Annotated in this window: 24 protein-coding genes; 10 read left to right on the top strand and 14 right to left on the bottom strand. The window is 70.7% G+C overall.

All coding sequences use genetic code 11. The features are described from left to right. Nucleotides 1–714, bottom strand: a 714-nt coding sequence (locus OM076_RS12390) for a glycosyltransferase (protein WP_270040243.1), incomplete at its 3' end; no start/stop codon positions are given. 54 nt (nt 715–768) lie between these two features. Between OM076_RS12390 and mftA the strand changes: the two genes are divergently transcribed. The 6 genes from mftA (at nt 769) to OM076_RS12360 (ending at nt 6,534) form a co-directional block, all read left to right on the top strand. Then, a complete protein-coding gene (mftA, locus tag OM076_RS12385; RefSeq protein WP_270040242.1) occupies nt 769–894 on the top strand; it encodes a mycofactocin precursor MftA in 126 nt (41 codons plus the stop codon). 6 nt (nt 895–900) lie between these two features. After that, nucleotides 901–2,157: a mycofactocin radical SAM maturase gene (mftC, locus tag OM076_RS12380; RefSeq protein ID WP_270040241.1), complete on the top strand. Its 1,257-nt coding sequence runs from the start codon at nt 901–903 to the stop codon at nt 2,155–2,157. Between the two features lie 3 nt (nt 2,158–2,160). After that, nucleotides 2,161–3,318, top strand: a complete 1,158-nt coding sequence (gene mftD / locus OM076_RS12375) for a pre-mycofactocin synthase MftD (protein ID WP_270040240.1) — start codon at nt 2,161–2,163, stop codon at nt 3,316–3,318. After that, on the top strand, nt 3,290–3,958 hold the full coding sequence (gene mftE / locus OM076_RS12370; RefSeq protein ID WP_270040239.1) for a mycofactocin biosynthesis peptidyl-dipeptidase MftE: 669 nt from the start codon (nt 3,290–3,292) through the stop codon (nt 3,956–3,958). Before mftD ends, mftE begins: the two co-directional genes overlap by 29 nt. Before the next feature lie 14 nt (nt 3,959–3,972). After that, nucleotides 3,973–4,806, top strand: coding sequence for a mycofactocin-coupled SDR family oxidoreductase (locus OM076_RS12365; protein ID WP_270040238.1), 834 nt, complete (start codon nt 3,973–3,975; stop codon nt 4,804–4,806). Nucleotides 4,807–4,917: 111 nt separating this feature from the next. Continuing rightward, a complete protein-coding gene (locus OM076_RS12360; RefSeq protein ID WP_270040237.1) occupies nt 4,918–6,534 on the top strand; it encodes an acyl-CoA mutase large subunit family protein in 1,617 nt (538 codons plus the stop codon). On the opposite strand, the gene OM076_RS12355 is transcribed toward OM076_RS12360, so the two are convergent. After that, nucleotides 6,531–6,842, bottom strand: a complete 312-nt coding sequence (locus OM076_RS12355) for a Dabb family protein (RefSeq protein ID WP_270040236.1) — start codon at nt 6,840–6,842, stop codon at nt 6,531–6,533. The genes OM076_RS12360 and OM076_RS12355 overlap by 4 nt on opposite strands. 21 nt (nt 6,843–6,863) lie before the next feature. On the opposite strand from OM076_RS12355, the gene OM076_RS12350 reads away from it, so the two are divergent. Then, nucleotides 6,864–7,904 (top strand): LacI family DNA-binding transcriptional regulator, encoded by a 1,041-nt coding sequence (locus tag OM076_RS12350; protein ID WP_270040234.1) that lies wholly within the window; start codon nt 6,864–6,866, stop codon nt 7,902–7,904. Here the strand turns inward: OM076_RS12350 and OM076_RS12345 are convergent. From OM076_RS12345 to OM076_RS12335, 3 genes are read right to left on the bottom strand one after another with little or no spacing between them, the layout of a single operon-like run. Then, a complete protein-coding gene (locus OM076_RS12345; RefSeq protein ID WP_270040233.1) occupies nt 7,825–8,589 on the bottom strand; it encodes a sugar phosphate isomerase/epimerase family protein in 765 nt (254 codons plus the stop codon). The genes OM076_RS12350 and OM076_RS12345 overlap by 80 nt on opposite strands. A 23-nt stretch (nt 8,590–8,612) precedes the next feature. After that, nucleotides 8,613–9,737: a dihydrodipicolinate synthase family protein gene (locus tag OM076_RS12340; RefSeq protein WP_270040232.1), complete on the bottom strand. Its 1,125-nt coding sequence runs from the start codon at nt 9,735–9,737 to the stop codon at nt 8,613–8,615. Continuing rightward, nucleotides 9,734–10,858 (bottom strand): Gfo/Idh/MocA family protein, encoded by a 1,125-nt coding sequence (locus OM076_RS12335; RefSeq protein ID WP_372518028.1) that lies wholly within the window; start codon nt 10,856–10,858, stop codon nt 9,734–9,736. The genes OM076_RS12340 and OM076_RS12335 overlap by 4 nt, the downstream gene beginning before the upstream one ends. 94 nt (nt 10,859–10,952) lie before the next feature. On the opposite strand from OM076_RS12335, the gene OM076_RS12330 reads away from it, so the two are divergent. After that, on the top strand, nt 10,953–11,489 hold the full coding sequence (locus tag OM076_RS12330; RefSeq protein ID WP_270040230.1) for a MarR family winged helix-turn-helix transcriptional regulator: 537 nt from the start codon (nt 10,953–10,955) through the stop codon (nt 11,487–11,489). 5 nt (nt 11,490–11,494) lie between these two features. On the opposite strand, the gene OM076_RS12325 is transcribed toward OM076_RS12330, so the two are convergent. Genes OM076_RS12325 through OM076_RS12310 form a run of 4 tightly spaced genes read right to left on the bottom strand, consistent with a single transcriptional unit; the run spans nt 11,495 to nt 16,226 of the window. Next, nucleotides 11,495–12,535: a substrate-binding domain-containing protein gene (locus tag OM076_RS12325; RefSeq protein ID WP_270040229.1), complete on the bottom strand. Its 1,041-nt coding sequence runs from the start codon at nt 12,533–12,535 to the stop codon at nt 11,495–11,497. A gap of 42 nt (nt 12,536–12,577) precedes the next feature. Beyond that, complete coding sequence (locus OM076_RS12320; protein ID WP_270040228.1) at nt 12,578–13,552, bottom strand: ABC transporter permease; 975 nt, start codon at nt 13,550–13,552, stop codon at nt 12,578–12,580. Beyond that, a complete protein-coding gene (locus tag OM076_RS12315; protein WP_270040227.1) occupies nt 13,549–15,075 on the bottom strand; it encodes a sugar ABC transporter ATP-binding protein in 1,527 nt (508 codons plus the stop codon). Before OM076_RS12315 ends, OM076_RS12320 begins: the two co-directional genes overlap by 4 nt. Further along, on the bottom strand, nt 15,072–16,226 hold the full coding sequence (locus tag OM076_RS12310; protein WP_270040226.1) for a Gfo/Idh/MocA family protein: 1,155 nt from the start codon (nt 16,224–16,226) through the stop codon (nt 15,072–15,074). Before OM076_RS12310 ends, OM076_RS12315 begins: the two co-directional genes overlap by 4 nt. Before the next feature lie 135 nt (nt 16,227–16,361). On the opposite strand from OM076_RS12310, the gene OM076_RS12305 reads away from it, so the two are divergent. Together OM076_RS12305 and OM076_RS12300 are read left to right on the top strand one after the other, a co-directional pair. After that, the gene (locus tag OM076_RS12305) at nt 16,362–17,591 is read left to right on the top strand and encodes an ROK family transcriptional regulator (RefSeq protein WP_270040224.1); all 1,230 of its coding nucleotides are present in this window, start codon (nt 16,362–16,364) and stop codon (nt 17,589–17,591) included. Nucleotides 17,592–17,737: 146 nt separating this feature from the next. After that, nucleotides 17,738–18,904: an ROK family transcriptional regulator gene (locus tag OM076_RS12300; protein ID WP_270040223.1), complete on the top strand. Its 1,167-nt coding sequence runs from the start codon at nt 17,738–17,740 to the stop codon at nt 18,902–18,904. A gap of 116 nt (nt 18,905–19,020) precedes the next feature. On the opposite strand, the gene OM076_RS12295 is transcribed toward OM076_RS12300, so the two are convergent. The 5 genes from OM076_RS12295 to OM076_RS12275 are packed head-to-tail and all read right to left on the bottom strand — an operon-like array spanning nt 19,021 to nt 23,942. Next, nucleotides 19,021–20,409, bottom strand: a complete 1,389-nt coding sequence (locus tag OM076_RS12295; protein WP_270040222.1) for an alkaline phosphatase family protein — start codon at nt 20,407–20,409, stop codon at nt 19,021–19,023. Beyond that, the gene (gene eboE, locus OM076_RS12290) at nt 20,406–21,542 is read right to left on the bottom strand and encodes a metabolite traffic protein EboE (protein ID WP_270040220.1); all 1,137 of its coding nucleotides are present in this window, start codon (nt 21,540–21,542) and stop codon (nt 20,406–20,408) included. Before eboE ends, OM076_RS12295 begins: the two co-directional genes overlap by 4 nt. After that, entirely contained in the window at nt 21,539–22,402 is an 864-nt protein-coding gene (locus OM076_RS12285; RefSeq protein WP_270040218.1) for a TatD family hydrolase, read from the bottom strand. Before OM076_RS12285 ends, eboE begins: the two co-directional genes overlap by 4 nt. Beyond that, on the bottom strand, nt 22,399–23,121 hold the full coding sequence (locus OM076_RS12280) for an EboA domain-containing protein (protein ID WP_270040217.1): 723 nt from the start codon (nt 23,119–23,121) through the stop codon (nt 22,399–22,401). The genes OM076_RS12285 and OM076_RS12280 overlap by 4 nt, the downstream gene beginning before the upstream one ends. Continuing rightward, the gene (locus tag OM076_RS12275; protein ID WP_270040215.1) at nt 23,121–23,942 is read right to left on the bottom strand and encodes a sugar phosphate isomerase/epimerase family protein; all 822 of its coding nucleotides are present in this window, start codon (nt 23,940–23,942) and stop codon (nt 23,121–23,123) included. Before OM076_RS12275 ends, OM076_RS12280 begins: the two co-directional genes overlap by 1 nt. Between the last annotated feature and the right edge of the window lie 41 nt (nt 23,943–23,983).

Below are 23,983 nucleotides of genomic sequence, written 5' to 3'. Positions count from 1 at the left end.
GTCCGCGAGCCCGCGCGTCGTGGCGCCGCCGCCCGTCGTGGCGCCGCCGCCCGTCGTGGTGCCGGCGCGTGCCTCTCCGCCGCGCGCCGCTCCCGCCCGCGTCTCCCCCGCGCGGCGAGCGTCGAGTTTCTCGTGCTCTACGCGAGGAAGTCGACCCTCGTCGCGCAGGGCGACGATTCGTGGGGCGATCGCGCTCAGTTCCGGGTCCGCGAAGTGCGGGAGCAGCGCGTCCAACCAGCCCGCGCACGGGACGCAGTCGCTGTCCACGCACGCGACGAGTTCGTGCGTCGCCGCCGCGAGGCCCGTGTTGCGCGCCGCTCCCGCACCGCCGCGTACGTCTCGACGCACGTACCTCGCGCCCGCCGCCGACGCCTCACGACGCAACGCCTCGCCGTCCGCGGATGCGTCGTCGACCACGATCACCTCGGCGACGTCCAGTGCGGCGAGCAGCCGCGCGATCGAGCGGTCGCGCACCGGGATCACGACGCTGACCGGCGGCAGAGTGCCCAAAGGGGGCATCGGCTGCGCCAGGTTCGCCGTCACCAGCGCCCGCGCCAGCTCACCCGCTTCCCCCACCAAAGCGCCCTCGGACCACGCCCGGACCTGCGCCGCGGCGCGGTCGCCGAGGTGCACGATCGCGAACGGTTCGCCGCCCAGCAGCGTCCGGCCCTCGAACCGTGCGCCCAACGCCAAGTGGAAGTCTGGCGGCAGCATGTCGTGACGAGTGTTACGTTCCGGCGCGGAGACCGCTGCGCGAAGGAGAGAGACATGCTTGATCCCGTGACCGAGCCCGAGGTCGTCGAGGAGACCGTGGTCGAGGAGCCCGAGGCGCTCGTCGAGGAGGATCTGCTCGTAGAGGACGTCTCCATCGACGGGATGTGCGGCGTCTACTAAAACGCCGTGGACGTCGAGACTCTCCGCCGCGCCGCCCGCCTGGGCGCCGATACGGCGCTGCGCCCCGAGCGCTTCGGCGCCTTGGCCTACGACTTCGGCACGCGCCGTCTGAGCTTCGTGCGGCGGCGGTCGCAGGCGCGGGGTGCCCTCAACGAGGAGTTCGAGCGCGGGCTTGACGCGCCCATCTGCCTCACGTGGGAGCTCACCTACGCGTGCAACCTCGCGTGCGTGCACTGCCTCTCCTCCTCAGGCCGGCGCGACCCGCGCGAGCTGACCACGCAAGAGGCCAAGGCCGTGATCGACGAGCTCGAGCGGATGCAGGTCTTCTACGTGAACATCGGCGGCGGCGAGCCGACGGTGCGCAAGGACTTCTGGGAGCTCGTCGAGTACGCGACCGCGCACCACGTGGGCGTGAAGTTCTCCACCAACGGCTCAAGGATCGACGCGCACAGAGCGCAATGGCTGCGGGGGAACGACTACGTCGACGTGCAGATCTCGCTCGACGGCGCCACCGCGCAGGTCAACGACGCCGTCCGCGGTGAAGGCTCGTACGACACCGCGATCCGCGCCATGGAGCACCTCAAGGGCACAGGTTTCAAGCTCTCCGTCGTCATCACCCGCGAGAACGTCGCCCAGCTCGACGACTTCAAGGCGATCGCCGACCACTTCGGCGCCCAGCTGCGACTCACCCGCCTGCGTCCCTCGGGCCGCGGCGCCGATGTCTGGGACACGCTGCACCCCACCCAGCAACAGCAGCGCATCGTCTACGAGTGGCTGCTCGAGCACGGCCAGCAGGTCCTCACCGGCGACTCGTTCTTCCACCTCGCCGCCTACGGCCAGACCCTCCCGGGCCTGAACCTGTGCGGTGCGGGACGCGTCGTGTGCCTGATCGACCCGGTCGGTGACGTCTACGCCTGCCCGTTCGCCATCCACGAGACGTTCCTCGCGGGCAACATCCGCGAAGCCGGCTTCGCACACGTGTGGCGCGAGTCGGACCTGTTCCGCGAGCTGCGCGAGCCGCAGGCCGCAGGCGCGTGCTCGAGCTGCGGCATGTACGACGCCTGCCGCGGCGGGTGCATGGCGGCGAAGTTCTTCACCGGCCTCCCGCTCGCCGGCCCCGATCCCGAATGCGTGCTGGGCCACGGCGAAGACGCACTCGCCACCGCGACGCCGCGCAAGTCGAGCGTCGACCACTCGATCCGGCGCCGCGCGATGGTGCCGGTCACGGTGGTCGAGCGGCCCTGCAACGAGTCGCCGGTCTAGACGATGCCCTGGTTCGAGAGCGTCGCGGAGGCGGAGCGGCGGGCGAAGAAGACCCTCCCGCCGAGCGTGTTCAACGCGATCAAGGCCGGCACGGAGCGCGGCCTGACGCTGTCGGACAACGTCGCGGCGTTCTCCGAGCTGGGGTTCGCGCCGCACGTCGCCGGGTCGGTGCAGAACCGCGAATTGGCGACCACGGCCATGGGCGTCGACCTCGCGCTGCCGGTGATCCTCTCCCCCGTCGGCGTGCAGGCGGTGCATCCCGTCGCCGAGCCGGGAGCGGCGCGCGCGGCGGCCGCGCGGGGCACGGCGTTCGGGCTCTCCGCCCTCGGCAGCACCGGGATCGAGGAGGTCGTGACGGAGAACCCGAAGACGTTCGCGCAGACCTACTGGGCGGGCTCGCGGGAGGCGATCGAGGCGCGCGTGGAGCGGGCGCGCGCGGCCGGCGCGGCGGGGATCATCCTCACGCTCGACTGGACGTTCTCGCACTCGCGCGACTGGGGCTCGCCCTTCATCCCGCAGCAACTCGACCTCAAGGCGATGGCACGGCTCGCACCCGAGGTTCTGAGACGACCACGATGGGCCTACCGGTGGGCGCAGACCAAGCGCCCGCCCGCCCTGCAGGTGCCGAACTTCGAGGGCTCGCCCGGGTTCTTCGCCGCCTACGGCGAGTGGATGGGCACGCCGCCGCCATCGTGGGAGGACATCGCGTGGCTGCGCTCGCTCTGGGCCGGCCCGTTCATGGTCAAAGGGATCGTGCGCGTGGATGACGCCAGGCGCGCCGTGCAGGACGTCGGCGCGACCGCGATCTCGGTCTCCAACCACGGCGGCAACAACCTCGACGGCACGCCGGCGACGATCCGCGCGCTGTCCGCCGTCGTCGACGCCGTCGGCGGGCAGGCCGAGGTGCTGCTCGACGGCGGCATCCGCCGCGGCGGCGACGTCGTCAAGGCGCTCGCCCTCGGCGCCCGCGCGGTGATGATCGGCCGGCCGTACCTGTGGGGCCTGGCGGCGGACGGGCAGGCGGGTGTGGAGAACGTGCTCGACGTGCTGCGCAACGGGATCGACTCGGCGCTGCTCGGCCTCGGGCGCGCGTCGGTGCACGACCTGACCCCATCCGATCTACTTATCCCGGATGGCTTCTCCCGGCGCCTCGGCGCTTGACCGGATGACGACCCGCGCGGTGACGGGCGAGTTGCTCGTGGTCCCGCTCGGCGCCACCGAACAGCACGGCCCGCACCTGCCGCTCGGCACCGACACGACCATCGCGATGGCCCTGGCGTCGTCGCTGGACGCGGTGCTCGCCCCCGCGCTGCCCTACGGGTCGAGCGGCGAGCACGGCGGCTTCGCCGGCACGTTGTCGATCGGCCGCGAAGCGCTCATCCACGTGCTCGTCGAGCTGGTCCGCTCGTCCTCCTTCGCCCGCGTGGTGTTCGTGTGCGCACACGGCGGGAACGCGGAACCGCTCGCCGCGGCGGTCCGCCGGTTGTGCGACGAAGGCCACGACGTCTGGGCCTGGTCACCCACCTGGGGCGGCGACGCCCACGCGGGCCGCATCGAGACCTCGCTGATGCTCGCGCTCGCGCCCGAACTGGTCGGGGAGGAGCGCGAAGCGGGGAACGTCGAACCGCTGCCCGCGCTGATGGGGCGCCTGCGCGAGGGCGGCGTGCGCGCGGTCAGCCCCAACGGCGTCCTCGGCGACCCGGCGGGCGCGTCGGCGCAAGAGGGCCGGGAGCTGCTCGTGGCGGCGCAAGCGGACCTCGCCGCGTTCGTGGCCGATCTCCCTCATCCGGTGACCGCATGACGCGGCCGCGCTCGATGACCTCGTCCCGCACCCGCCTCGCGCGGCAGCGGTCGCGGCTGCCGGTCGGTGGGCGGGCGCGAGGGGTCGCGCTCGTCACCGGCGCGGCGCGAGGGATCGGGCGCGCGGCGGTGCGGCGGCTCTCGGCCGAGGGGTTCAACGTCGTCGCCGTCGATCGCGGCGCCGACGACCCGCGCCTCCCGTACTCCATGGGCACGATGGCCGAGCTGCAGTCGCTCGGGAACGAGCGGGTCGTCGCGATCCCCGCCGACACCTGCGATGCGGAGGCGCTGGCCGGCGCGGTGGAGATCGCCGAGCGCCGGTGGGGCGGGCTCGACGTGATGGTCGCCGCGGCGGGGGTGATCGCGGGCGGCGTGCCCGCGTGGGAGCTCGACGCCGAGCAGGAGCGGGCGGTGCTCGAGGTCAACCTCTACGGCGTCCTCACCGCGGCCCGCGTCGGCATCCCCGCCCTCCTGCGCCGCCCCGAGCCGAGACACGGCCGCTTCATCGCGGTCGCATCCACCGCCGCCACCCGCGGCCTGCCGATGCTCGCCGCGTACTGCGCCTCCAAGGCGGGCGTCACCGGCCTGATCCGAGCCCTCGCGGTCGAGCTCGGCGGCACCGGCGTGACCGCCAACGCCGTCTCCCCCGGCTCCACCCGCACGTCGATCCTCGACGAGACCGCACGCCTCTACGAGCTCGCTTCCGCCGAGGCGTTCGCCGCCCAGCAGCCCCACGGTCGCCTGCTCGACCCCGAGGAGATCGCGGGTCTGATCGCCTGGTTGGCGGGCCCCGAAAGTGCCGGAGCGACGGGTGGCGACTACCCGTTCGACGGCGGTCTCGCGCTCTAGCGCGTCGCGCCGTACGTAAAGACTTTGTGAAGCGCAGGTGCCGCGCTTGCCTTCTCGTCGCGCCCGCCTAGAATAGGCGGACTTCCAACTATCTTAGGCCCGAGCATTCTCATGAGCGCACCTCCCGTCAATCGCACGAAGGACGCAGTAGCCGTTGAGCGCACGACGCTCTCCGGCGAGCCGATCAAGGCGCTTTACGGGCCGGAGGACGTCCGCCCGCACGAGGAGAACATCGGCAACCCGGGCGAGTTCCCGTTCACGCGCGGTGTCTACCCGTCGATGTACCGCGGGCGGCTGTGGACGATGCGGCAGTTCGCCGGCTTCGGCACCGCCGAGGAGACCAACGAGCGCTTCCGCTACCTGCTCGACCACGGGCAGACGGGCCTCAGCACCGCCTTCGACATGCCCAGCCTGATGGGCCACGACTCCGACCATCCGAAGAGCTTCGGCGAGGTGGGCCGCGAGGGCGTCGCGATCGACACCGTCGACGACATGTCGACGCTCTTCAGCGGCATCGACCTCGGCGACGTGACGGTCTCGATGACCATCAACGCGCCCGCGGCGATGATGATGGCCTTCTACGTCGTCGCCGCGGAGCAGTCAGGCGTGCCCGCCGACAAGCTGGGCGGCACCGTCCAGGCGGACATCCTGAAGGAGTACATCGCCCAGAAGGAGTGGTGCTTCCCGGTCGATCCGGCGATGCGCCTGCTGGGCGACATGATGGAGTGGTGCACGCGCAACATGCCGCGCTGGCACCCGGTCAGCATCTCCGGGTACCACATCCGCGAGGCCGGCAGCACGGCCGCCCAGGAGCTCGCGTTCACGCTCAAGGACGGCCTGACCTACGTCGAGGAGCAGATCGCCCGCGGCATCGACGTCGACGACTTCGCGCCCCGCCTGAGCTTCTTCTTCAACGCGCAGATCGACTTCTTCGAGGAGATCGCCAAGTACCGCGCCGCCCGCCGGATCTGGGCGCGCGAGCTCAAGGAGACCTACGGCGCGAAGAACCCGCGCTCCTGGCTGATGCGCTTCCACACGCAGACCGCCGGCGTCTCCCTGACCGCCCAGCAGCCGCTGAACAACATCGTCCGCACGGCGATCGAAGCCCTCGCCGGCGTCCTCGGCGGCACGCAATCGCTGCACACCAACTCCTACGACGAGGCGCTCGCGCTCCCGACCGAGGACGCGGTCCGGATCGCCTTGCGCACGCAGCAGATCGTCGCCCACGAGACCGGCGTGACCAACACGGTCGACCCCCTCGGCGGCTCGTACTTCGTCGAGGCGCTGACCGATCGCATGGAGGAGCAGGCCTACGCCTACTTCGCCAAGATCGACGAGCTCGGCGGCATGGTCGAGGCGGTCAAGCGCAACTACCCGCAGCGCGAGATCGCGGACGCCGCGTTCGAGCTGCAGGAGAAGATCGACGACCACGACCGGATCGTCGTCGGCGTCAACAAGTACACCGAGGGCGACGACGGCGAGACGCCGATCCACCGCATCGACCCCGAGATGGAGCGCAAGCAGATCGGCCGCGTCCAGGCCGTCCGCGCGCGCCGCGACGGCGCCGAGGTCGAGCGCAAGCTCGCCGAGCTGCGCGCGACCGCGGCGACCGAGGCCAACCTGATGCCCGTGATGGTCGAATGCGCTCGCGCGCACGCGACCGAGGGCGAGATGGTGGAGGCGCTCCAGCACGTCTGGGGCGCGTACACCGAATCACCCGTTTTCTAGAGCGCCTCCGAGTCGAGCTCGAGGAAGTCCGTGACCTCGTTGTCCCAGCGGTCACGGACGAAGCTCACGTGCTCGGGATGGTTGTTGTACGCCTCATAGGCGGCGCGGTCCGCGAACTCCATCACCAGCGCGAAGCGGTAGTCGTTCTTCGGGCTGACCTCGCGCAGCAGCTCGAAGGCCTCGACGCCGGGGATCGACTCCAGCGCCGCGTTCGCGCGCAGGAAGTCGGCCTCCTCCTCGGAGCCGGGAGCGTGCTTGAGCGAGTAGACGACGCCGTGTCGGATGCGGCCTGCAGTCAGGGTGGGCATGGGGCGTAACGTACCGGCTCGATGGCGTCGCTCAGCGACATCAGCCGGCACGCAGGCGTCTCGATCGCCACGTGCTCGCGCGTCCTCAACGGCTCCGACCACCCGGTCTCCGAAGCGACCCGCACGCGGGTGATGAAGGCCGCGGAGGAGCTCGGGTACGCGCCGTCCGCACTCGCCCGCGCCCTCGTCACGCGCAGCAGCCGGATCATCGGCGTCATCGTGGCCGACATCGTCGACCCGTACTTCGCCGAGATCGCCCGCGGCGTCGAGGAAGTGGGCGCCGGCATGGGCTACATGACGATGGTGTGCAGCGCCAAGGCGGGCACGGAGGCGGAGTTGAGCCACCTCCGCCAGTTGCGCGACTACCACGCCGCCGGGATCGTGTTCGCGGGCAGCGGCCGCCACAACGACCCGAGCGCCCACGAGCTCGCCGACGCCGTCGCCGAGGCTCATCATCGCGGCGCGGTCGTCGTCGCGCTCGCGCAGCGCGACTTCGACGCGCCGCGGATCCTCTTCGACAACGAGGCCGCCGCCCACGACATCACCGCGCACGTGCGCGATCTCGGCCACGAGCGGATCACGTTCGTCGATGGCCCCGAAGGCCTGCACACGAGCGTCCTGCGCCGGGCCGGTTTCACCCGCGCCGGCGGCCGCGACCGCATCCCGGGCGGCTTCGCCTACGAGGACGGCGTGCGGGCGGCCGAGACGCTGCTCGCGCGCGACGAGCTCCCCGACGCGGTGGTCGCCGCCAACGACGAGGCCGCGATCGGCGTGCTGATGCGCTTTCGCGAGGCGGGCATCGACGTCCCCGGAGAGATCTCGATCACCGGCATCGACGACACCCGCCCCGCCCGCTTCGTCGGCCTGACCACGGTCACCGTTCCGCTGCACGAGATGGGCAGGCGCGCCGCGCACGCGGTCCTCGGCGGTCCCAACGGGGGCGACGTCGTCCTGCCGCACCAGCTCGCGCCCCGCGCGACGACTAGAGCACGTAGCGCTCGAAGCGATCGACGGTCAACGGCACCAACTCCGACAGCGGCATCTCCCAGATCGCCGGGTTGAGGATCTCCACCTCGATCGGCCCGCCGTAGCCGGCGGCCTCGATCATCGCGCTGAAGCCGTGCAGGTCGATGATGCCGTCGCCCATCATCCCCCGCTCGAGCAGCGTGTGCGAGGTCTCGCGCAGCCAGTCGTTGACGTGGTAGCCGACGATCCGCCCCGCCGCGCGTGCGATCTCCTGCGCCAGCCGCGGGTCCCAGAACGTGTGGTAGACGTCGATCACGACGCCGACGCCGGGATCGCCGATCCGCTCGGCGATGTCCAGCGCCTCGCCCAGCGTGACGATCGCCGAGCGCTCGCCGAGCATCATCGGGTGCAATGGCTCGATCCCCAGCCGCACGCCATGCTCGGCGGCGAACGGGAGCAGGCGCTCGATGCCGCGCTCGATCTCCGCGCGGGCGAGCGGGAGGTCCTTCGTCGCCGGCGGGCCGCAGACGAGCACGAGCGCATCCGTGCCCAACGCCGCGGCCTCCTCGACCGCGCGCCGGTTGTCCTCGTCCGCCCCGTCAGCCGCGAAGAACCCGCCGCGGCACAGCGAGGACACCCGCAGGCCGGCGTCGGCGATCCGCCGCGCCGCCTCGTCCACCCCGATCTCGGCCACCTTGTGCCGCCACGGGCCGATCCATTCGATGCCGTGCGCCGCACACGCCTCGGTCACCTCGGGCAACGAGCACCGATCGGCCGTCATCGAGTTGAAGGAGAGCCGGCTGGTCAAGTCACCCCCGCCAGCGCCAGCACGTGCCGCATCCGGGCGTTCGCGAGCTCCGGATCGCGCAGCAGCCCCGCCTGGTCGGCGAGCACGAAGAGCTCGGCGAGGTGCAGGACGGAGCGAGCGCTCTCCAGCCCGCCCACCATCCGGAAGTGCCGCTGGTGCCCGTTCAGGAACGCGAGGAAGACCAGGCCGGTCTTGTAGTACGGGGTGGGCGCGGCGAAGATGTGGCGGGCGAGCGGGACCGTCGGCGCGAGCAGCGCCTCGTAGCGCTCCTCCTCGCCGTCGTCGAGCGCGTGCAGCGCCGCCGCGGCGGCGGGCGCGATCGCGTCGAAGATCCCCAGCAGCGCGTCGCTGCCGGACCGGATCAGCGACGGGTAGTTGAAGTCGTCGCCCGTGTACATCCGCACGCCCGCCGGCAGCCGCTCCCGCAACGCGACCTCGCGATCGGCGTCCAGCAGCGAGACCTTGATGCCGTCGACCTTGTCGGCGTGCGCCTCGATGATCGAGATGACCACGTCGTCCGGCGATTCACCCCAGTATCCGGCGAGCGCGGGATCGAACATCTCGCCCAGCCAGTGCAGGATCACCGGCGAGGCAGCACCGTCCAGCAGCTCCCCGTAGACCGCGCGATAGTCGTCGGCCCGCGACGCCGCCGCGGCCAGCGCCCGCGACGCCATCAGGATCACCGGCGCGCCTTGGCCCTCGACGAACTCGACCTGCTCCGCGTAGGCACGCCGCACGTCGTCCAAGGCGGCTGGCCCGGTCAGCTGATCGGTCCCCGCCCCGCAGGCGAGCTTTCCGCCCACCGCGCGCGCCTCGGCCACCGAGCGCCGGATCAGCTCCTGCGTCGCGGCCCAGTCGAGCCCCATCCCGCGCTGCGCCGTGTCCATCGCCTCCGCGACGCGCAGCCCGTGCGCCCACAGGTGCCGGCGAAACCGCAGCGTCGCTTCCCAGTCCAGCCGCGCCGGGCCGGTCGGATCTCCCCCCGCCAGCGGGTCGGCGACGACGTGGGCGGCGGCGTACCCGACCCGCGAGCGCGGCTCGGAGGCCACCACCGGCAACGGCGAGCGCGTGACCGGCGAATAGGGCTCCAGCACCCCGCCGGGACGTGGCAGCGCGATCACAGCGAGAGCTCCGGCACGTCGACCCAGCGCCGCTCGCGCCAGGACTGCTCGCCCAGCTCGTAGAGCTGCACGCCCTTCGCGCCCTCGAGGATGTCCCACGGGAACGGCGCGTCGAGCACCACGTGGCGCAGGAACGCCTCCCACTGCAGCTTGAAGCCGTTCTCGACCGGCGCCACCTCCGGCACCTCGGTCCACCCCGCGCGATGCGCGACGGGATCGGGCAGGTCCGGGTTCCAGACCGACCGCGGCGTCGTCACGGCCGGCTGCACCTTGCAGTCGCGCAGCCCCGCCACCGCGCTGCCGAGCGTCCCGTCGACCTGCAGCTCGAACAGCTCGTCGCGATTGACGCGCACGCACCAGGACGAGTTCAGCTGCACGATCAGGCCGCCGTCGAAGGCGAACATCGCGTAGGCGGCATCCTCGGCGGTCGCCTCGTACGACGCACCCGCCTCGTCGACGCGCGATGGGATGTGCGTCGCGCCGACCGCGCACACCGAGCGCACGGGCCCGAAGACGTTGTCCAGCACGTAGCGCCAGTGCGGGAACATGTCGCTGATGATGCCCCCGCCGTCCTGCCGGCGGTAGTTCCACGACGGCCGCTGCGGCGCGGGGTCGGGCCCGGGATAGACCCAGTAGCCGAACTCCCCGCGGGCGGCGATGATGCGCCCGAAGAAGCCCGACGAGACAAGGCGCCTGAGCTTGACCAGACCGGGTAGGAACAGCTTGTCCTGCACGACGCCGACCTTCACGCCCGCCTCCCTCGCGGCCCGCGCGAGCGACAGCGCGCTCGCGACGTCCGGCGTGACCGGCTTCTCGCAGTAGACGTGCTTGCCGGCCGCGATCGCCGCCTCGACGGCCGGAGGGCGTGCCGCCGTCAGCTGGGCGTCGAAGTAGATCTCGTAGGCGGGATCGGCCAGCGCCGCGGAGAGATCGGTGGTCCAGTCCGAGAGGCCGTGGGCGCCGGCCAGCGCGGCCAGTTTGTCCTCGGAGCGCCCGACGAGCAGCGGCTCGGGCCAGATGCGCTCTCCGTCGCCGGTGTCGAGCCCGCCCTGCTCGCGAATGGCCAGCACCGAGCGGACGAGATGCTGGTTCGTCCCCATCCGTCCGGTCACGCCATTCATAATGATGCCGACGCGGCGCATCACCTCTCCCCCATGGAAAGCGTTTTCCACGGGTCAGCGTACCAGCTGTGCGAGGCTACGCCGTCTTCACACGATGCCCGATTTTGATCCCGTTCGCGAAGCCGCCCGCAACTGGGCCGGCCACTGGGGCGATGACCCCGTGCCCTCGATGGCCGCCGTCACGTCGATCATGCGCGTGCAGCAGATCCTGCTCGCCCGCTTGAACGACACGCTCAAGCCCTACGACTTGACGTTCCCGCGCTACGAGGCGCTGATGCTGCTCTTCTACAGCCGCCGCGGTGCACTGCCGCTGGGCAAGATGGGCGACCGCCTGCAGGTGCACCGGACGTCGGTGACCAACATCATCGACGGGCTGGAGCGCAGCGGGTTCGTGACCCGCGAGCCGCATGAGCGCGACCGCAGGACGACGCTGGCGGCGATCACCGCGTCGGGGCGCGCGACGGCGCGCGAGGCAACCGAGGTCCTGAACGCGATGCGCTTCGGGACCGACCCGCTGGAGAGTGCCGAGCTCGACACGGTCACGGCGACGCTTGAGCGTCTGCGGGCGGATGCCGACGGATTCACCGCCGAGACGAGCGCGAAGCTCGCCCCGGCGGGAGAACCGGACTGACCTGCTTAGAAGCCGAGGCTCATGTACTGATCGACGTTGTCCTTGGTCACCGTGGTGGCCGAGAGGATGATCTTGGAGGGGATGTCCGGAGCGGCGAAGCCCGGGAGGCCCTTCTTCTGACCCAGCAGCGACGCGAGGTACACCGCGTCAGCGGACATGGCCGGGTTGTAGAGGAAGGTCGCCTTCCACTCGCTGCCTTCCTTGATCTTGTTCATGACGGCCTTGGAGCCGCCGGCGCCCGTCATCCAGATCTTGTCCTGGAGGCCGGCGTTCTCGATGGCGGCCGCGACGCCCTCACCCATGTCGTCGTCGTGCGTGTAGACGGCCTGGATGTCCTTGTTCTTCTGGAGGATGTTCTCCATGACGGTGAGGCCCTTGTCCGGCGCGAAGTCGGCCGGCTGCTGCGCGACGATCTTGATGCCGCCGTTGCAGCGCTTCTTGATCTGGTCGGCGAAGCCCTGCGAGCGCTGCTCGGTCACGGAGATGCCGGCGATGCCCTGGATCTCGGCGACGTTGCCCTTGCACTTCAGCTGGTCGGCGAAGAAGTTGCCGGCCTGCACGCCGATGCCGTAGTTGTCGCCCGCGATCAGCGTGTGGTACGCCGAAGCGGCCGAGAACTCGCGGTCGATGTTGATGACCTGGATGCCCTGGTCCATCGCCTTCTGGGCGACGGGCGTGAGCGGCTCACCCTCGTTCGGGAGCACGACGAGCACGTCGGGCTTGTCCTGGATCAGCGTCTCGATCTGATCGGCCTGCTCGGCCGACGTCGTCGCGCTGTCGGACACCTTCATGTCGATGCCGAGCTCCTTGGCCTTGGCCTTGGCGTTGTCGGACAGCGCCTTGAGCCAACCATGGTCGGCCGCCGGGGCGCTGAACGCGACCTTGACGTCCGACGCGCCCTGGACCGCGGCCTCGTCGGTGCTGGCCGAAGCCGTCGCCGTCGGAGTCGACGCAGTATCTGACTTGTTGTCGCTACCGCCACAGGCGGCGACGCCCATGAGGGCCATGCCGGTGAACACCACCGGCGCGACACGCTTGAACTTCATTTGGGCACTCCTCCTCATTGGACTACCTAGGAACGATGTAGATCAGCTGCTACGACGCTGCAGGAGGACCGCGGCGAGGATGATCCCGCCCTTGGTCACCTGCTGGATCTCAACCGCGAGATTCATCAGCGTGAGCAGGTTGAAGACGAGCGCGAACGTGATGACGCCGAGGACCGTGCCGACGATCGTCGCGCGACCTCCGGCCAGGCTCGTCCCGCCGATAACCACGGCGGCGATCGCGTCGAGCTCGTACAGGTTGCCGGAGACGGGCGAGGCGCTCGCCAGCCGGCCGCACAGCAGGACCGCGGCAATACCAGCGCAGAGCCCGCTCAGCACGTACACGCTGAACAGGATCCGCTGGACCTTCACACCGGCGATGCGTGCTGCCTCCGGATTGCCACCGACCGCTACGACGTAGCGGCCATACGGGGTGCGATTCAAAAGCACCCAACCGATCGCCGCCACGACGAGAAACACGACGAGCGACGACGGGATGGTCAGGATCTCCCCAGTTCCGAACCAACGCACAGAGTCAAGACTGAACAGCGAGATGGGGGTCTTGTCGCTCATCCAGAGCGCCAGCCCTCGGGCGATCAGCAGCATCGCCAGGGTCGCGATGAACGGCACGACCTTGCCGTAGGAGATCGCCGCGCCGTTGATGGCGCCGAGGGCGATGCCGAAGGCCAAGGCGGCCACGATGAACATCAGGTCGCCCGAGTCCACGAGCAGGCCGCCGGCGACGCCGCAGGCGGCGACCATCGAGCCGACCGACAGGTCGATGCCCGCGGTGGCGATGACGAACGTCATGCCGATCGCGAGGACGCCGACGATGCTGCCCTGGCGCAGGACGTTGAAGAAGTTGTCCTTGGAGACGAACGAGGACCCCTCGAGGATCCCGCCCACGATGATCAGGATCGCGATCACCGCGACCAGGGCGTAGTCCTGGAAGTTGAATTTGCGCCCGGACCTCGCCGGCGCGGGTGCATTCGCGGCCGGCGCCGCGGGGGTGGTGGTCATCGGGTCTCCTCCAAGACAACATCGGTATCCGTCGGGGCGACGGCGTGGCTCAGGAGCTCGACCTCGGTCGCGCTCTCCCCTGCGAGCTCGGCGACGAGCTCGCCCTCGCGCATGATGAGGATGCGGGTGCTCAGCCCCATCAGCTCTTCCATCTCCGACGAGACCACCACGACGGCGATGCCCCGCGCCGAGAGCTCGGCGATCAGACGGTAGATCTCGGCCTTGGCGCCGACGTCGACGCCGCGCGTCGGCTCGTCGAGCAGCAGCACGCGGCAATCGCGCAGCAGCCAGCGCGCGAGCACGACCTTCTGCTGGTTGCCGCCGGAGAGCTCACGCGTGATCCGGTCCGGATCGTCCGGCACCGTATTGAGCTCGCGGAGCTTCTCGCCGGTGGCCTCGCGCTCGGCCTTCAGGCTGATCCAGCCGCCGGTCGTGAACCGGCGCAGGTCGGAGAGGCTGACGTTCTTGGACAGGCTCCAGCCGAGCAGCAGGCCCTGGGACTTGCGATCCTCGGGCGCGAGGCCGATCCCGCGATCGATCGCGACGTCCGGACGCCCTGACGGAAGCTTCTTACCGTCGAGGTAGACCTCGCCGGTGTCGGGCCGATCGAGCCCGTAGACCAGCCGCAGCAGCTCGGTCCGGCCGGCGCCCACCAGGCCGCCGATCCCGACGACCTCGCCGGCGCGGACCTCGAACGAGCACTCCTTGACCCGCGGCGCGTGGGAGACGCCGCGCACGTCGAGGACGACATCGTCAGAGCCCTTGGCGCGGTCGGGATAGAGCTGGTCGACGCGGCGGCCGACCATCTTCTCGACGAGCTCGCCGCGGGGCGTGTCGGCCGGGAGGCCGGTCGCCACCGTGCGCCCGTCGGAGAGCACCGTGACGCGGTCGCCGATGCGCTTGATCTCGTCCAGGCGGTGCGAGATGTAGATGACGCCGACGCCGTCGGCCGCAAGCCTGCGGACCACGCCGAAGAGGACCTCGACCTCGCCGTCGTCGAGGATCGCGGACGGCTCGTCCATGATCAGCAACTTGACGTCACGCGACAGCGCGCGGGCGATCGAGACGATCTGCTGGGCCGCGGGGCGCAGCGAGCGCACGAACATGTCGGCGCCGATGTCGGCGTGCCCGAGGCGCTCGAGCAGCGCGCGCGTCTCGGCCTTCATCTTCGACCGGTCCATCAGGCCGAAGCGGCGCGGCTCGTGCCCGAGGAAGATGCTCTCGGCGACGCGCAGGTCCTCGACGAGGTCGAGTTCCTGATAGATCGTCCCGACCCCCCGGGCCATGGACTCCGACGGCTCGCCGACGGGCAGCAGCTGACCTTCGACGAGGATCTCTCCCTCGGTCGGGGCGACCACGCCCGACACGCACTTGATCAACGTCGATTTGCCGGCGCCGTTAGGCCCCAGCAGGCAGTGCACTTCCCCAGCGCGCACGTCGAAGTCCACGCCCTTGAGGGCGCGCACCCCCGGATACTGCTTCGTGATCCCCCGGACCTCGAGCAGAGGCGCGTCGTTACTCATCCGGTCACCCCCGCAGCTTCGATCATGACATCCACCCATCGCTCCTCGCGCGCCGACGTGAGGACGGCGTCGGTGATGCGCGAGGCCCGCAGGCCGTCCGCGAAGACCGGCAATCCACCCGCCGGCTCGTTGCCGGCCACCGCGTCGTAGACCTCCGCCACGAACGCGTCGAAGCAGTCAGCGTAGCCTTGGGGATGTCCGGCGGGCAGCACGGCGTAGCGCTGCGCCGCCGCCGAGAGGTGCTCGGGGTCGCGCTTGATCAGCGTCGCGCTCTCACGACGGCCGACCCACAGCGACTCGGGCTCCTCCTGGCAGAAGACCAGGGCCTCGTTGGAGGCGTCGATCTCGAGCCAGAGCCGGTTCTTGCGGCCCGCCGAGATCTGGCTGATGATCGTGGACCCGACCGCGCCGCCGTCGGTCTCGAACTGGACGACGGCCGCGTCCTCGGTGCCGACCGAGCGGGGCGTGCCGTCGCCGTCGACGGACTGGAAGGCCGCGTGCGACTCGTTCTTGATGCGCTCCGGGAGCGCGGTCAGCGTCTGGGCGCACAGGCGGGTGATCCGCTGGCCGCTGACGAACTCCGCGAGATCGCACCAGTGCGAGCCGATGTCGGCGAAGGCGCGCGAGGCGCCGCCGAGGTCCTCTTCCACGCGCCAGTTGTCATCTTCGGGACGCAGCAGCCAGTCCTGCAGATAGGAGCCGTGGATCAGCCGCGCGGGGCCCGACACACCCGAGCGCACGCGCTCGCGCGCCTCGCGCACCGTCGGGTAGTACCGGTAGACGAAGGGCACGGCCGCGATCCGGTCCGCGTCAGCCGCGGCATCGGTGATCTGCTGCGCGCCGAAGCTGTCGAGCGCGATCGGCTTCTCGCAGATCACATGCTTGCCGGCCGCGAGCGCCGCCTCGGCGAGCGGGACGTGCAGATTGTTGGGCGTGCAGATGTGGACGACGTCCACGTCCGGGGATTCCACGAGCGCCTGCGCGGACGCGAAGGCGCGCTCGGCTCCTAAGACGCCCGCCGCGCGAGCCGCGCGCTCGGGTGTGGACGCGGCAACCCCGACGAGGCGAGCGCCTGCAAGCCGGGCGGAGCGCGCATGAACGGCACCGATGAACCCGGTCCCTGCGATGGCAACACGAACACCTCGTGACATGCGGACCAACCTAGCCGGGCTTTATCCAACTGTCAAGCAAAAGGTTGCAGTGAGTTAGACGTGTCGAGCGACAATCCCCGTGTCATCGTGAGCACTTCAGTCGTTTTGGGCCGCGAAGTCTGGTTAACTCCTTACATGCTTACCGCGGGAGAGAGTCAGGACCCGACGTCACCGGTCGGCGCCGGGCAGGTCCTGAGCCTGATCCGCGACGGCGAGGCGGTGACCCGCGCAGATCTTGCGCGCAGGACCGGCCTTGCCAGGTCGACCGTCGCGCAGCGCGTCGAGGCGCTGCTCGCACACCAGCTCGTTTACGAGGCGGGCGGCAGCGTATCGACCGGCGGGCGGCCGCCGACGGTGCTCGCCTTCAATCGCAGCGCGGGCGTGATCCTGGTCGCCGACCTCGGCGCGACGCATTCGCGGCTGGCCGTGTCGGACCTCGCGGGGGCGCCCCTGCGCGAGCAGGCCTTCGACACCGACGTCACGCGCCCGCCCGAAGAGGTGCTCGGCTGGCTGCACGAGCGCTTCGGCGCGTTGCTGGAGGACATCGGGCGCGAGCGCGACGACGTCCGCGGCATCGGGATCGGCATCCCCGCGCCGGTCGCGTTCTCACGTGGGGAGCCGGTGGCGCCGCCGATGATGCCTGGCTGGGACGGCTTCTCGATCCCGGGCTGGTTCTCGCACTACTACGACGCGCCGGTGCTCGTCGACAACGACGTGAACATCATGGCCCTGGGCGAGCACTGGACCCACTGGCGCGACACGGAGCACCTGCTCTACGTGAAGGTCGGGACCGGGATCGGCTGCGGGATCGTCTCCGGGCGGCGCATCCACCGCGGCGCCCAGGGCGCGGCGGGCGACATCGGCCACGTGCGGCTCGCCGGCTACGACGACGTCGTCTGCCGCTGCGGCAACATCGGCTGCCTCGAGGAGGTCGCGGGCGGGCGGGCGCTGGCCGCGCGGCTGAGCGCCGCAGGCCTCCCGGCGAAGACCTCGCGCGACGTGGTCGCGCTCGTGCGGGCGGGTGAGCCGATGGCGATCCAGGCGGTGCGCGAGGCCGGCCGCTGCCTCGGCGAGGTGCTCGCGGAGTGCATCAACTTCTTCAACCCGGGCGCGATCGTCCTCGGCGGCGACCTCGCCGAGGCACATCAGCAGCTCCTCGCGGGCGTGCGCGAGGTGTCGTTCGGGCGGTCGCTGCCGATGGCGACGCGCGATCTGCGGATGGGCAGCTCGCAGCTCGGCGACCGCGCGGGCGTGATCGGCGCGGCGATCATGGTGATCGAGCACGTGCTCGCTCCAGAGACCGTCGATCGGGCCATCCAGGCCTACATGGGCGGGGCGCCGCGCAGGCGCCAACCGTCGCATTGAGCGGTTTGTTATTACGTGATCGGGGTAAAGCCCTGCCGGTTTGTCGGACCGCCCATCGAACTTTGGGCCATGACGCGCACCAAACCCGCCGCTAGCTCTGCTTTACTTCCGCCGATGGCGGTTTGTGTGACGATTGGAGCGATGTGATGACGGGTGCGGGGTCGCTGCTCCGTCTGATCCGTAACGGGGAGGCCGTTACGCGCGCGGACCTGGTGCGCCGGACGGGCCTCGCCCGCTCGACGGTGGCGCAGCGCCTCGACGCGCTGCTCGCGCACCAATTGGTCTACGAAGCGGGTGGAAGTGCCTCCACTGGTGGGCGCCCCCCGACCGTCCTGGCGTTCAACCAAGGTGCCGGGGTGGTGCTCGTCGCCGACCTCGGTGCGACGCATTCGCGCCTGGTCGTGTCCGACCTCGCGGGCGCGCCGCTCGCCGAGACGACCTTCGACATGGACATCGCCGACGGCCCCGAGGCCGTCCTCGAGCACGTCCACGAGAGCTTCGAAGCCCTGCTGGGCGAGATCTCGCGTGCTGCCGTCGACGTGCGCGGCATCGGCGTCGGCGTCCCCGGCCCGGTCGCGTTCTCGCGCGGCGAGCCCGTCGCGCCGCCGATCATGCCCGGTTGGGACGGCTACTCGATCCCCGACTGGTTCTCCAAGTACTACGAAGCGCCGGTGCTCGTCGACAACGACGTGAACATCATGGCGCTGGGCGAGCACTGGACCCACTGGCGCGATATCGAGCACCTGCTCTACGTCAAAATCGGTACCGGTATCGGCTGCGGCATAGTGGCCGGGCGCCGGATTCACCGTGGCGCCCAGGGCGCGGCCGGCGATATAGGCCATGTTCGCCTGGCGGGCCACGACGACGTCGTATGCCGCTGCGGCAACATCGGCTGCCTCGAGGCCGTCGCGGGTGGGCGCGCGCTCGCCGCCAACCTCACCGCCGTGGGCCTGCACGCGGAGTCCTCACGCGAGGTCGTCGCTCTGGTCCGCGCGGGTGAGCCGCAGGCGATCCAGGCCGTCCGCGACGCGGGCCGCTACCTCGGCGAGGTCCTCGCGGGCTGCGTGAACTTCTTCAACCCGGGCGCGATCGTCATCGGCGGCGACATCTCCGAGGCCCACCAGCAACTGCTGGCGGGTGTGCGCGAGGTCATCTTCCAGCGCTCCCTCCCCCTCGCCACGGGCGATCTTCGGATCGTGCCGTCGCGCCTGGGCGACCGTGCGGGCGCGATCGGCGCCGCGATCATGGTGATCGAGCACGTGCTGGCACCCGAGGCCGTGGATCGCGCGATCCAGGCCGGCCTCGCGGCTTAGGCACAACGACAGCCACTCAAGCGGGGGCACGGGTGTGCCCCGGCGGGAGCGGCGCACGGGGGTGGCTGACGTTTCTCCCTCTCACAGGGGAGAAACGTAAGCCACCCCTCGGTTCGTCAGACGTTCGTCGGCGCCGAAACGCCGCTGAGTTCCAGCAGCACGTCGCGCACGTCGGTCGCAGCGATGCGGTCGCGCGCGACGGACTTGTCGCTGCACAGGAACACCGGCGCGTCCTCGTCGTTGTCCGGGAGCAGGCCGTGGGTGCCCTTGACGTACTTGGAGGCGTCGAGGCCGACCACGCTCATCACGTAGCGGAAGCCCGTCTTCTTGCGCGCGAGCGCGAGGCCCGCACGGAGCTTGGCGCCCTTCTCGTCGTCGGGGTCCATGAAGAGCTCGGCGGGGTCGTAGCCCGGCTTGCGGTGGATCTCGACCTGCTGGCCGAAGTCCGGGGCGTGGGCGTTGTCGAGCCAGTAGTGGTAGGTGAACCAGGCGTCGCGCTCGGCGAGCACGACGAGCTCGCCGGAGCGCTCGTGGGCCAGGCCCGCCGTGCTGAGCGCCTCGCCTTCGAGGATCTCACCCACGCCATCCAGCGCGGCGATCGCCTCGCGCGCCGCGGGCAGGTCGGCCGCGTTCGGGACGTAGACGTGCGCGATCTGATGGTCGGAGACCGCGAACGCGCGTGAGGTCCACGGGTCCAGGTACTCCATGCCCGCCTGCGTGTACACGTTCAGCAGCCCCGCACGGCGCAGCGCACGGTTGATCTCGACCGGGCGGCGAGCGGGCGTGATGCCGTACTCGCTCAGCACGACGACCTGGTCCCCGCGCGCGCGTGCGTGGTCGATCAGGTCGCCGGCGACCTCGTCGAGCTCGCGCGCGGCCTTCAGCGCCTCCGTGCCCTCAGGCCCGAAGCGCTGATGGTCATAGTCCAGGTGGGGCAGGTAGACCAGCAGCAGGTCCAGTGCCTCGTTGTCCAGCACGATCTTGGCCGCGTCGGCGATCCACTTGGTGGACTTGATGTTCGCCGTCGGGCCCCAGTACTGGAACAGGGGGAACTCGCCGAGCGGGCCGGTGAGGTTGTCGTGCAGCTGCGGCGGATACGTGTAGCAATCCGGCGACTTCGCACCGTCGGCGTGGTAGATCGGGCGCGGGGTGACCGTCAGGTCGGTGGTCGCGCCCATCGCGTACCACCAGCAGAGGTTCGCGGCCCGGTAGCCGGGCTTGGAGCGGCGCGCGGTCTCCCACACCTTCTCGCCCTGCACGAGCTTGTTGTGCTGGCGCCAGAGGAAGACCTCACCGAGGTCGCGGAAGTACCAGCCGTTGCCGACGATGCCGTGATCGGTCGGCTGCAGGCCCGTCAGCAGCGTCGCCTGGACGGAGCAGGTGACCGCGGGGGTGATCGTGTCCAGCGTCGCCTGGAAGCCGTCGGCGCCCAGCTTGGACACGCGCGGCATGTGCTTCAGCGCCCGCGGCGTCAGACCCACCGCGTCGATCACGACCAACGTCATCCCAAAACCTCCGCACCGAGCGCGACCAGGCGGTCGCGCGTCCATTCCAGCTCGCCGGCCAGCCCGGCGACGAGCCCCTCGTCGTCCTGCGGAGCATCGCGCATGACGCTCCACGTGTATGTCTCGACCTCGAAGTGTCGCGTCAACGGCGCCGTGCCGCCGGCCAACGCCGCGAGCGTCGCGCTCAGCTCGTCCTGGGTCGTGTGCTCGGCGCTGTTGACCGGCACGTGGAAGTGCACGCGCCACTCGCGCTCGCCGGGCAGACCGCCCTCCAAAGCCTCGGGCAGATCGTCCGTGCCCTCGACGTGCGAGTTCACGCACTCGCGGACCTGGTGCAGGAACTTCGGCTCGTTGAAGCGCGCGAGCAGCTCGCGGCCCTCGGCCGTCCCCGGCGACGGCACGCGCAGCGCGGAGGAGACCTGGGTCTTGACGATCGCGACGTCGCTCGCGGCCATCAGCGCGACGGCCTCGACCGGATCCTCGAACTGCACCGCCAGGTGGCAGGCATCCAGGCACACGCCGATCCAGTCGGGCGCGAGCCCGCCGATCGCGTCGCAGGCCTGGGCGATCGTCTCGACCGTGCACCCCGGCTCGGGCTCCAGCGCGAGCCGGATCCGCTTGCCGGTCGCGGCCTCGATCTCTTCGAGCTCGACCGCGAGGTCCGCCAGCGCGCGCAAAGCGGCATCCTGCGCCGCGTCGTCCCAGCCTTCGCGCCACCCCAGCGGCAGCGTCGAGATCGAGCCCTCGACCACATCGTCCGGCAGCAGCTTGGCCAACAGCCGGGCCAGCCCGAGCGTGTACTGGCGCCGGTCTTCCTGCGCCCAGTGCGGCCAGTAGACGTCGCGCTTGACCACCGGCGCGTGGAACGCCTTGTACGGGAACCCGTTCAAGGTCACGACCTCGAGCGAGAGCCGCGCCAGCTGCGAAGCGAGCCGGTCAGCGGCAGCCGCGTCGGCCAGCGCCGGCGCCGCCACCCACAACCCGATCCCCAGAACCGGGACGTCGAGCTTCGCACGCACCCGCGCCGTGTAGCGCTCGAGCTGCGCGGCGACCCCGTCGAGGTCGTCCGCCGGATGGACGTTGGAGCAGTAGGCGAGGTGCAGGAGGCTGCCGTCAGCGTGCCGCAGCCTCACGCCCGCTCACCGCGAAGGACACCCGAGCCCTCGAACGTCGCGGTGAGGTCCGCCTCCTCGAGATCGTCGAGGATCAGCCGCCCGCTCTGCGCGAAGAACTCCACCGGGTTGCGCCAGACCACCTGATCGATCACGTCGTCGTCGAAGCCGGCGGCCTTCATCGCGTCGGCGGTCTTGCGGACCTTCAGCGGATCCGACACGCCCCAGTCGCAGGCCGAGTTGACGATCAGCCGCTCCGGGCCGTGCTCCTCGAGCACGCGCACCATGCGGTGCTCGTCCATCTTGGTGCCTGGGTAGATCGAGAAGCCCGCCCAGCAGCCCGACGCCAGCACGTCATGGACGGTCAGCTCGTTGTTGTGGTCGATGACGACCATCTCGGGCGCGATGCCGGAGGCCTCGACGAGCTCGATCGTCTTGCGCGTGCCCGCCGCCTTGTCGCGGTGCGGCGTGTGGACCAGCACCGGAAGCTCGTGCTCGACCGCCAAAGCGAGCTGCAGCGTCAGCGCTTCGTCCTCGGCGGGCGTCATCGCATCGAAGCCGACCTCGCCGACGGCGACGACGCCGTCCTTGGCCAGGAAGCGCGGGAGGATGTCGATGACCTCGCGGCGCAGGAGGTCGTCGTTGGCCTCCTTCGGGTTCAGGCCGATCGTGCAGTGATGACGGATGCCGAACTGCGCGGCGCGGAAGCGCTCCCAGCCCAGCAGCGAGTTGAAGTAGTCGATGAACGAGCCCACGGAGGTGCGCGGCTGGCCGAGCCAGAACGCCGGCTCCACGAGCACCTTCACGCCGGACGCGGCCATCGCCTCGTAGTCGTCGGTGGTGCGCGACGTCATGTGCGCGTGCGGGTCGAAGATCCTCATGCTCGCTCTCCAGTTCTGTGACTCAAAGCCCGCTCGGCGGCCGCGCGGCGATCGTCGAACTCGCTCTCGAGCTCGGCCTCGATCGCGGCGATCTCGTCGGCGTGCGGATACTTGTCGATGACGATCCAGACCTCGGCGGGGACGTCCCGGCCGGCGGCGACACGCTCATGCACGAACGCGGCGAGCATCCGCGCGCCGTCCGGCGTGACGCGCTCGGGGATGCCGTCGAGCGGCGTGATCGGGACGCCGACGAAGACGCACTTCAGGACGGCCTGGTCGTACTGCGCGTCGGACAGGTGCTCGGTGGCGTACGGACCGAGCGCCGCGGCGATCAGCCGCGTGTCGTTGGTGCGGATCGCGTCGTCGGTCAGGTACAGCGCGCGGTCGCCGAGGTCCAGGAACTCCAGCGCGCGCAGGATCCCGCGCCGCTCGGCCGCGTCGCCGAAGCGGTAGAGCTCGGCCAGTTCGCCCTCGGCCGCGTCGCCGAGCGCGAGCAGCAGCAGCGTGCGCGCGGCGTCGTCGATCGTCCACGCGAAGATGTCCGAGGCATCGGCGCCCGCGTCCAGCGGCTCGCGCCCGACCTTGCGGCCGACCATCGGGAAGCGGGTGCGGATCGCGGTCGGGTCGGCGGCGACGCTCGCGCTCGCCTCACGCAGCCAGGTGAGCCCTTCGGGCTTGGCCCGCGCCTCGAGGGCGGCGGAGAGCTCGGCGAGCGTCATCACGTGACCTCGCCCATGACGCGGCGCGGCTCGGCGGCACGCAAGGCGGCCATCGCCCGCGGCACCATCTCGTGCGCGGCGTGCGAGTGGCGCGAGAGCTCGACGGCGACCATGCCCTCGTAGCCGACCTCGCCGAGCACCGTCAGCGCCTCGCCGAGATCGAGCTCGCCCGCGCCGAACTCGAGGTGCTCGTGGACGCCGCGCTTCATGTCCTCGATGTGCACGTGGGCGAGCGTGGCCGCGCCGCGGCGCACGCACTCGGTCACCGACATCGGCTCCAAGCAGACGATGTGCCCGATATCGAGCGTCAGCCCCAGCGCCGGCGGGTGGCCGAGGCGCTCCGCCAGCGATTCGTAGTCGGCCAGCGTCTCGACGAGCATCCCCGGCTCCGGCTCGAACGCAAGCGTGATCCCGTGGTTCTCCGCGTGCGTGAGCACCCGCTCGCACCCGTCGACCAGCAGGTCCCAGGCCAGCTCGCGCGGCTCGCCGGCAGGCGCGGCGCCCGACCACATCGACACGACCGGCGCACCCAGCTCCGCCGCGACGTCGACCGCGGTGCACAGCAGGTCGACCCGCCGCTGGCGGCCGTCGGAGACGAGCGTCGGGAAGTGCTTGCGCCGCGGGTCGAGCACGAAGCGCGCGCCCGTCTCGACCACGGCGTTCATCCCGAGCACGTCGAGCTCGGTCCGCAACCGCGCCGCCCGCGCGCGCAGGCGCGGTGCCAGCGGGTCGAAGTGGATGTGGTCCAGCGTCAGCGCGACGCCGGAGTACCCGTTCTCGGCCAGCAACTCGAGCGCGTGCTCGAGCCGATGATCCGACAACCCGTTCGACACATACCCGTACCGGAGACTCACAACCGCCC

This window comes from Solirubrobacter ginsenosidimutans (genome assembly GCF_027587205.1).
This window is presented reverse-complemented; position numbering and strand designations above follow the sequence as displayed.

Coding starts and splice junctions, on each gene's coding strand:
- mftA (WP_270040242.1), top strand. CDS start 769: ATGCTTGATCCCGTGACCGAGCCCGAGGTCGTCGAGGAGACCGTGGTC.
- mftD (WP_270040240.1), top strand. CDS start 2,161: ATGCCCTGGTTCGAGAGCGTCGCGGAGGCGGAGCGGCGGGCGAAGAAG.
- mftE (WP_270040239.1), top strand. CDS start 3,290: ATGGCTTCTCCCGGCGCCTCGGCGCTTGACCGGATGACGACCCGCGCG.
- OM076_RS12365 (WP_270040238.1), top strand. CDS start 3,973: ATGACCTCGTCCCGCACCCGCCTCGCGCGGCAGCGGTCGCGGCTGCCG.
- OM076_RS12360 (WP_270040237.1), top strand. CDS start 4,918: ATGAGCGCACCTCCCGTCAATCGCACGAAGGACGCAGTAGCCGTTGAG.
- OM076_RS12355 (WP_270040236.1), bottom strand. CDS start 6,842: ATGCCCACCCTGACTGCAGGCCGCATCCGACACGGCGTCGTCTACTCG.
- OM076_RS12350 (WP_270040234.1), top strand. CDS start 6,864: ATGGCGTCGCTCAGCGACATCAGCCGGCACGCAGGCGTCTCGATCGCC.
- OM076_RS12345 (WP_270040233.1), bottom strand. CDS start 8,589: ATGACGGCCGATCGGTGCTCGTTGCCCGAGGTGACCGAGGCGTGTGCG.
- OM076_RS12335 (WP_372518028.1), bottom strand. CDS start 10,858: ATGAATGGCGTGACCGGACGGATGGGGACGAACCAGCATCTCGTCCGC.
- OM076_RS12330 (WP_270040230.1), top strand. CDS start 10,953: ATGCCCGATTTTGATCCCGTTCGCGAAGCCGCCCGCAACTGGGCCGGC.
- OM076_RS12325 (WP_270040229.1), bottom strand. CDS start 12,535: ATGAAGTTCAAGCGTGTCGCGCCGGTGGTGTTCACCGGCATGGCCCTC.
- OM076_RS12320 (WP_270040228.1), bottom strand. CDS start 13,552: ATGACCACCACCCCCGCGGCGCCGGCCGCGAATGCACCCGCGCCGGCG.
- OM076_RS12315 (WP_270040227.1), bottom strand. CDS start 15,075: ATGAGTAACGACGCGCCTCTGCTCGAGGTCCGGGGGATCACGAAGCAG.
- OM076_RS12310 (WP_270040226.1), bottom strand. CDS start 16,226: ATGTCACGAGGTGTTCGTGTTGCCATCGCAGGGACCGGGTTCATCGGT.
- OM076_RS12305 (WP_270040224.1), top strand. CDS start 16,362: ATGCTTACCGCGGGAGAGAGTCAGGACCCGACGTCACCGGTCGGCGCC.
- OM076_RS12300 (WP_270040223.1), top strand. CDS start 17,738: ATGACGGGTGCGGGGTCGCTGCTCCGTCTGATCCGTAACGGGGAGGCC.
- OM076_RS12295 (WP_270040222.1), bottom strand. CDS start 20,409: ATGACGTTGGTCGTGATCGACGCGGTGGGTCTGACGCCGCGGGCGCTG.
- OM076_RS12285 (WP_270040218.1), bottom strand. CDS start 22,402: ATGAGGATCTTCGACCCGCACGCGCACATGACGTCGCGCACCACCGAC.
- OM076_RS12280 (WP_270040217.1), bottom strand. CDS start 23,121: ATGACGCTCGCCGAGCTCTCCGCCGCCCTCGAGGCGCGGGCCAAGCCC.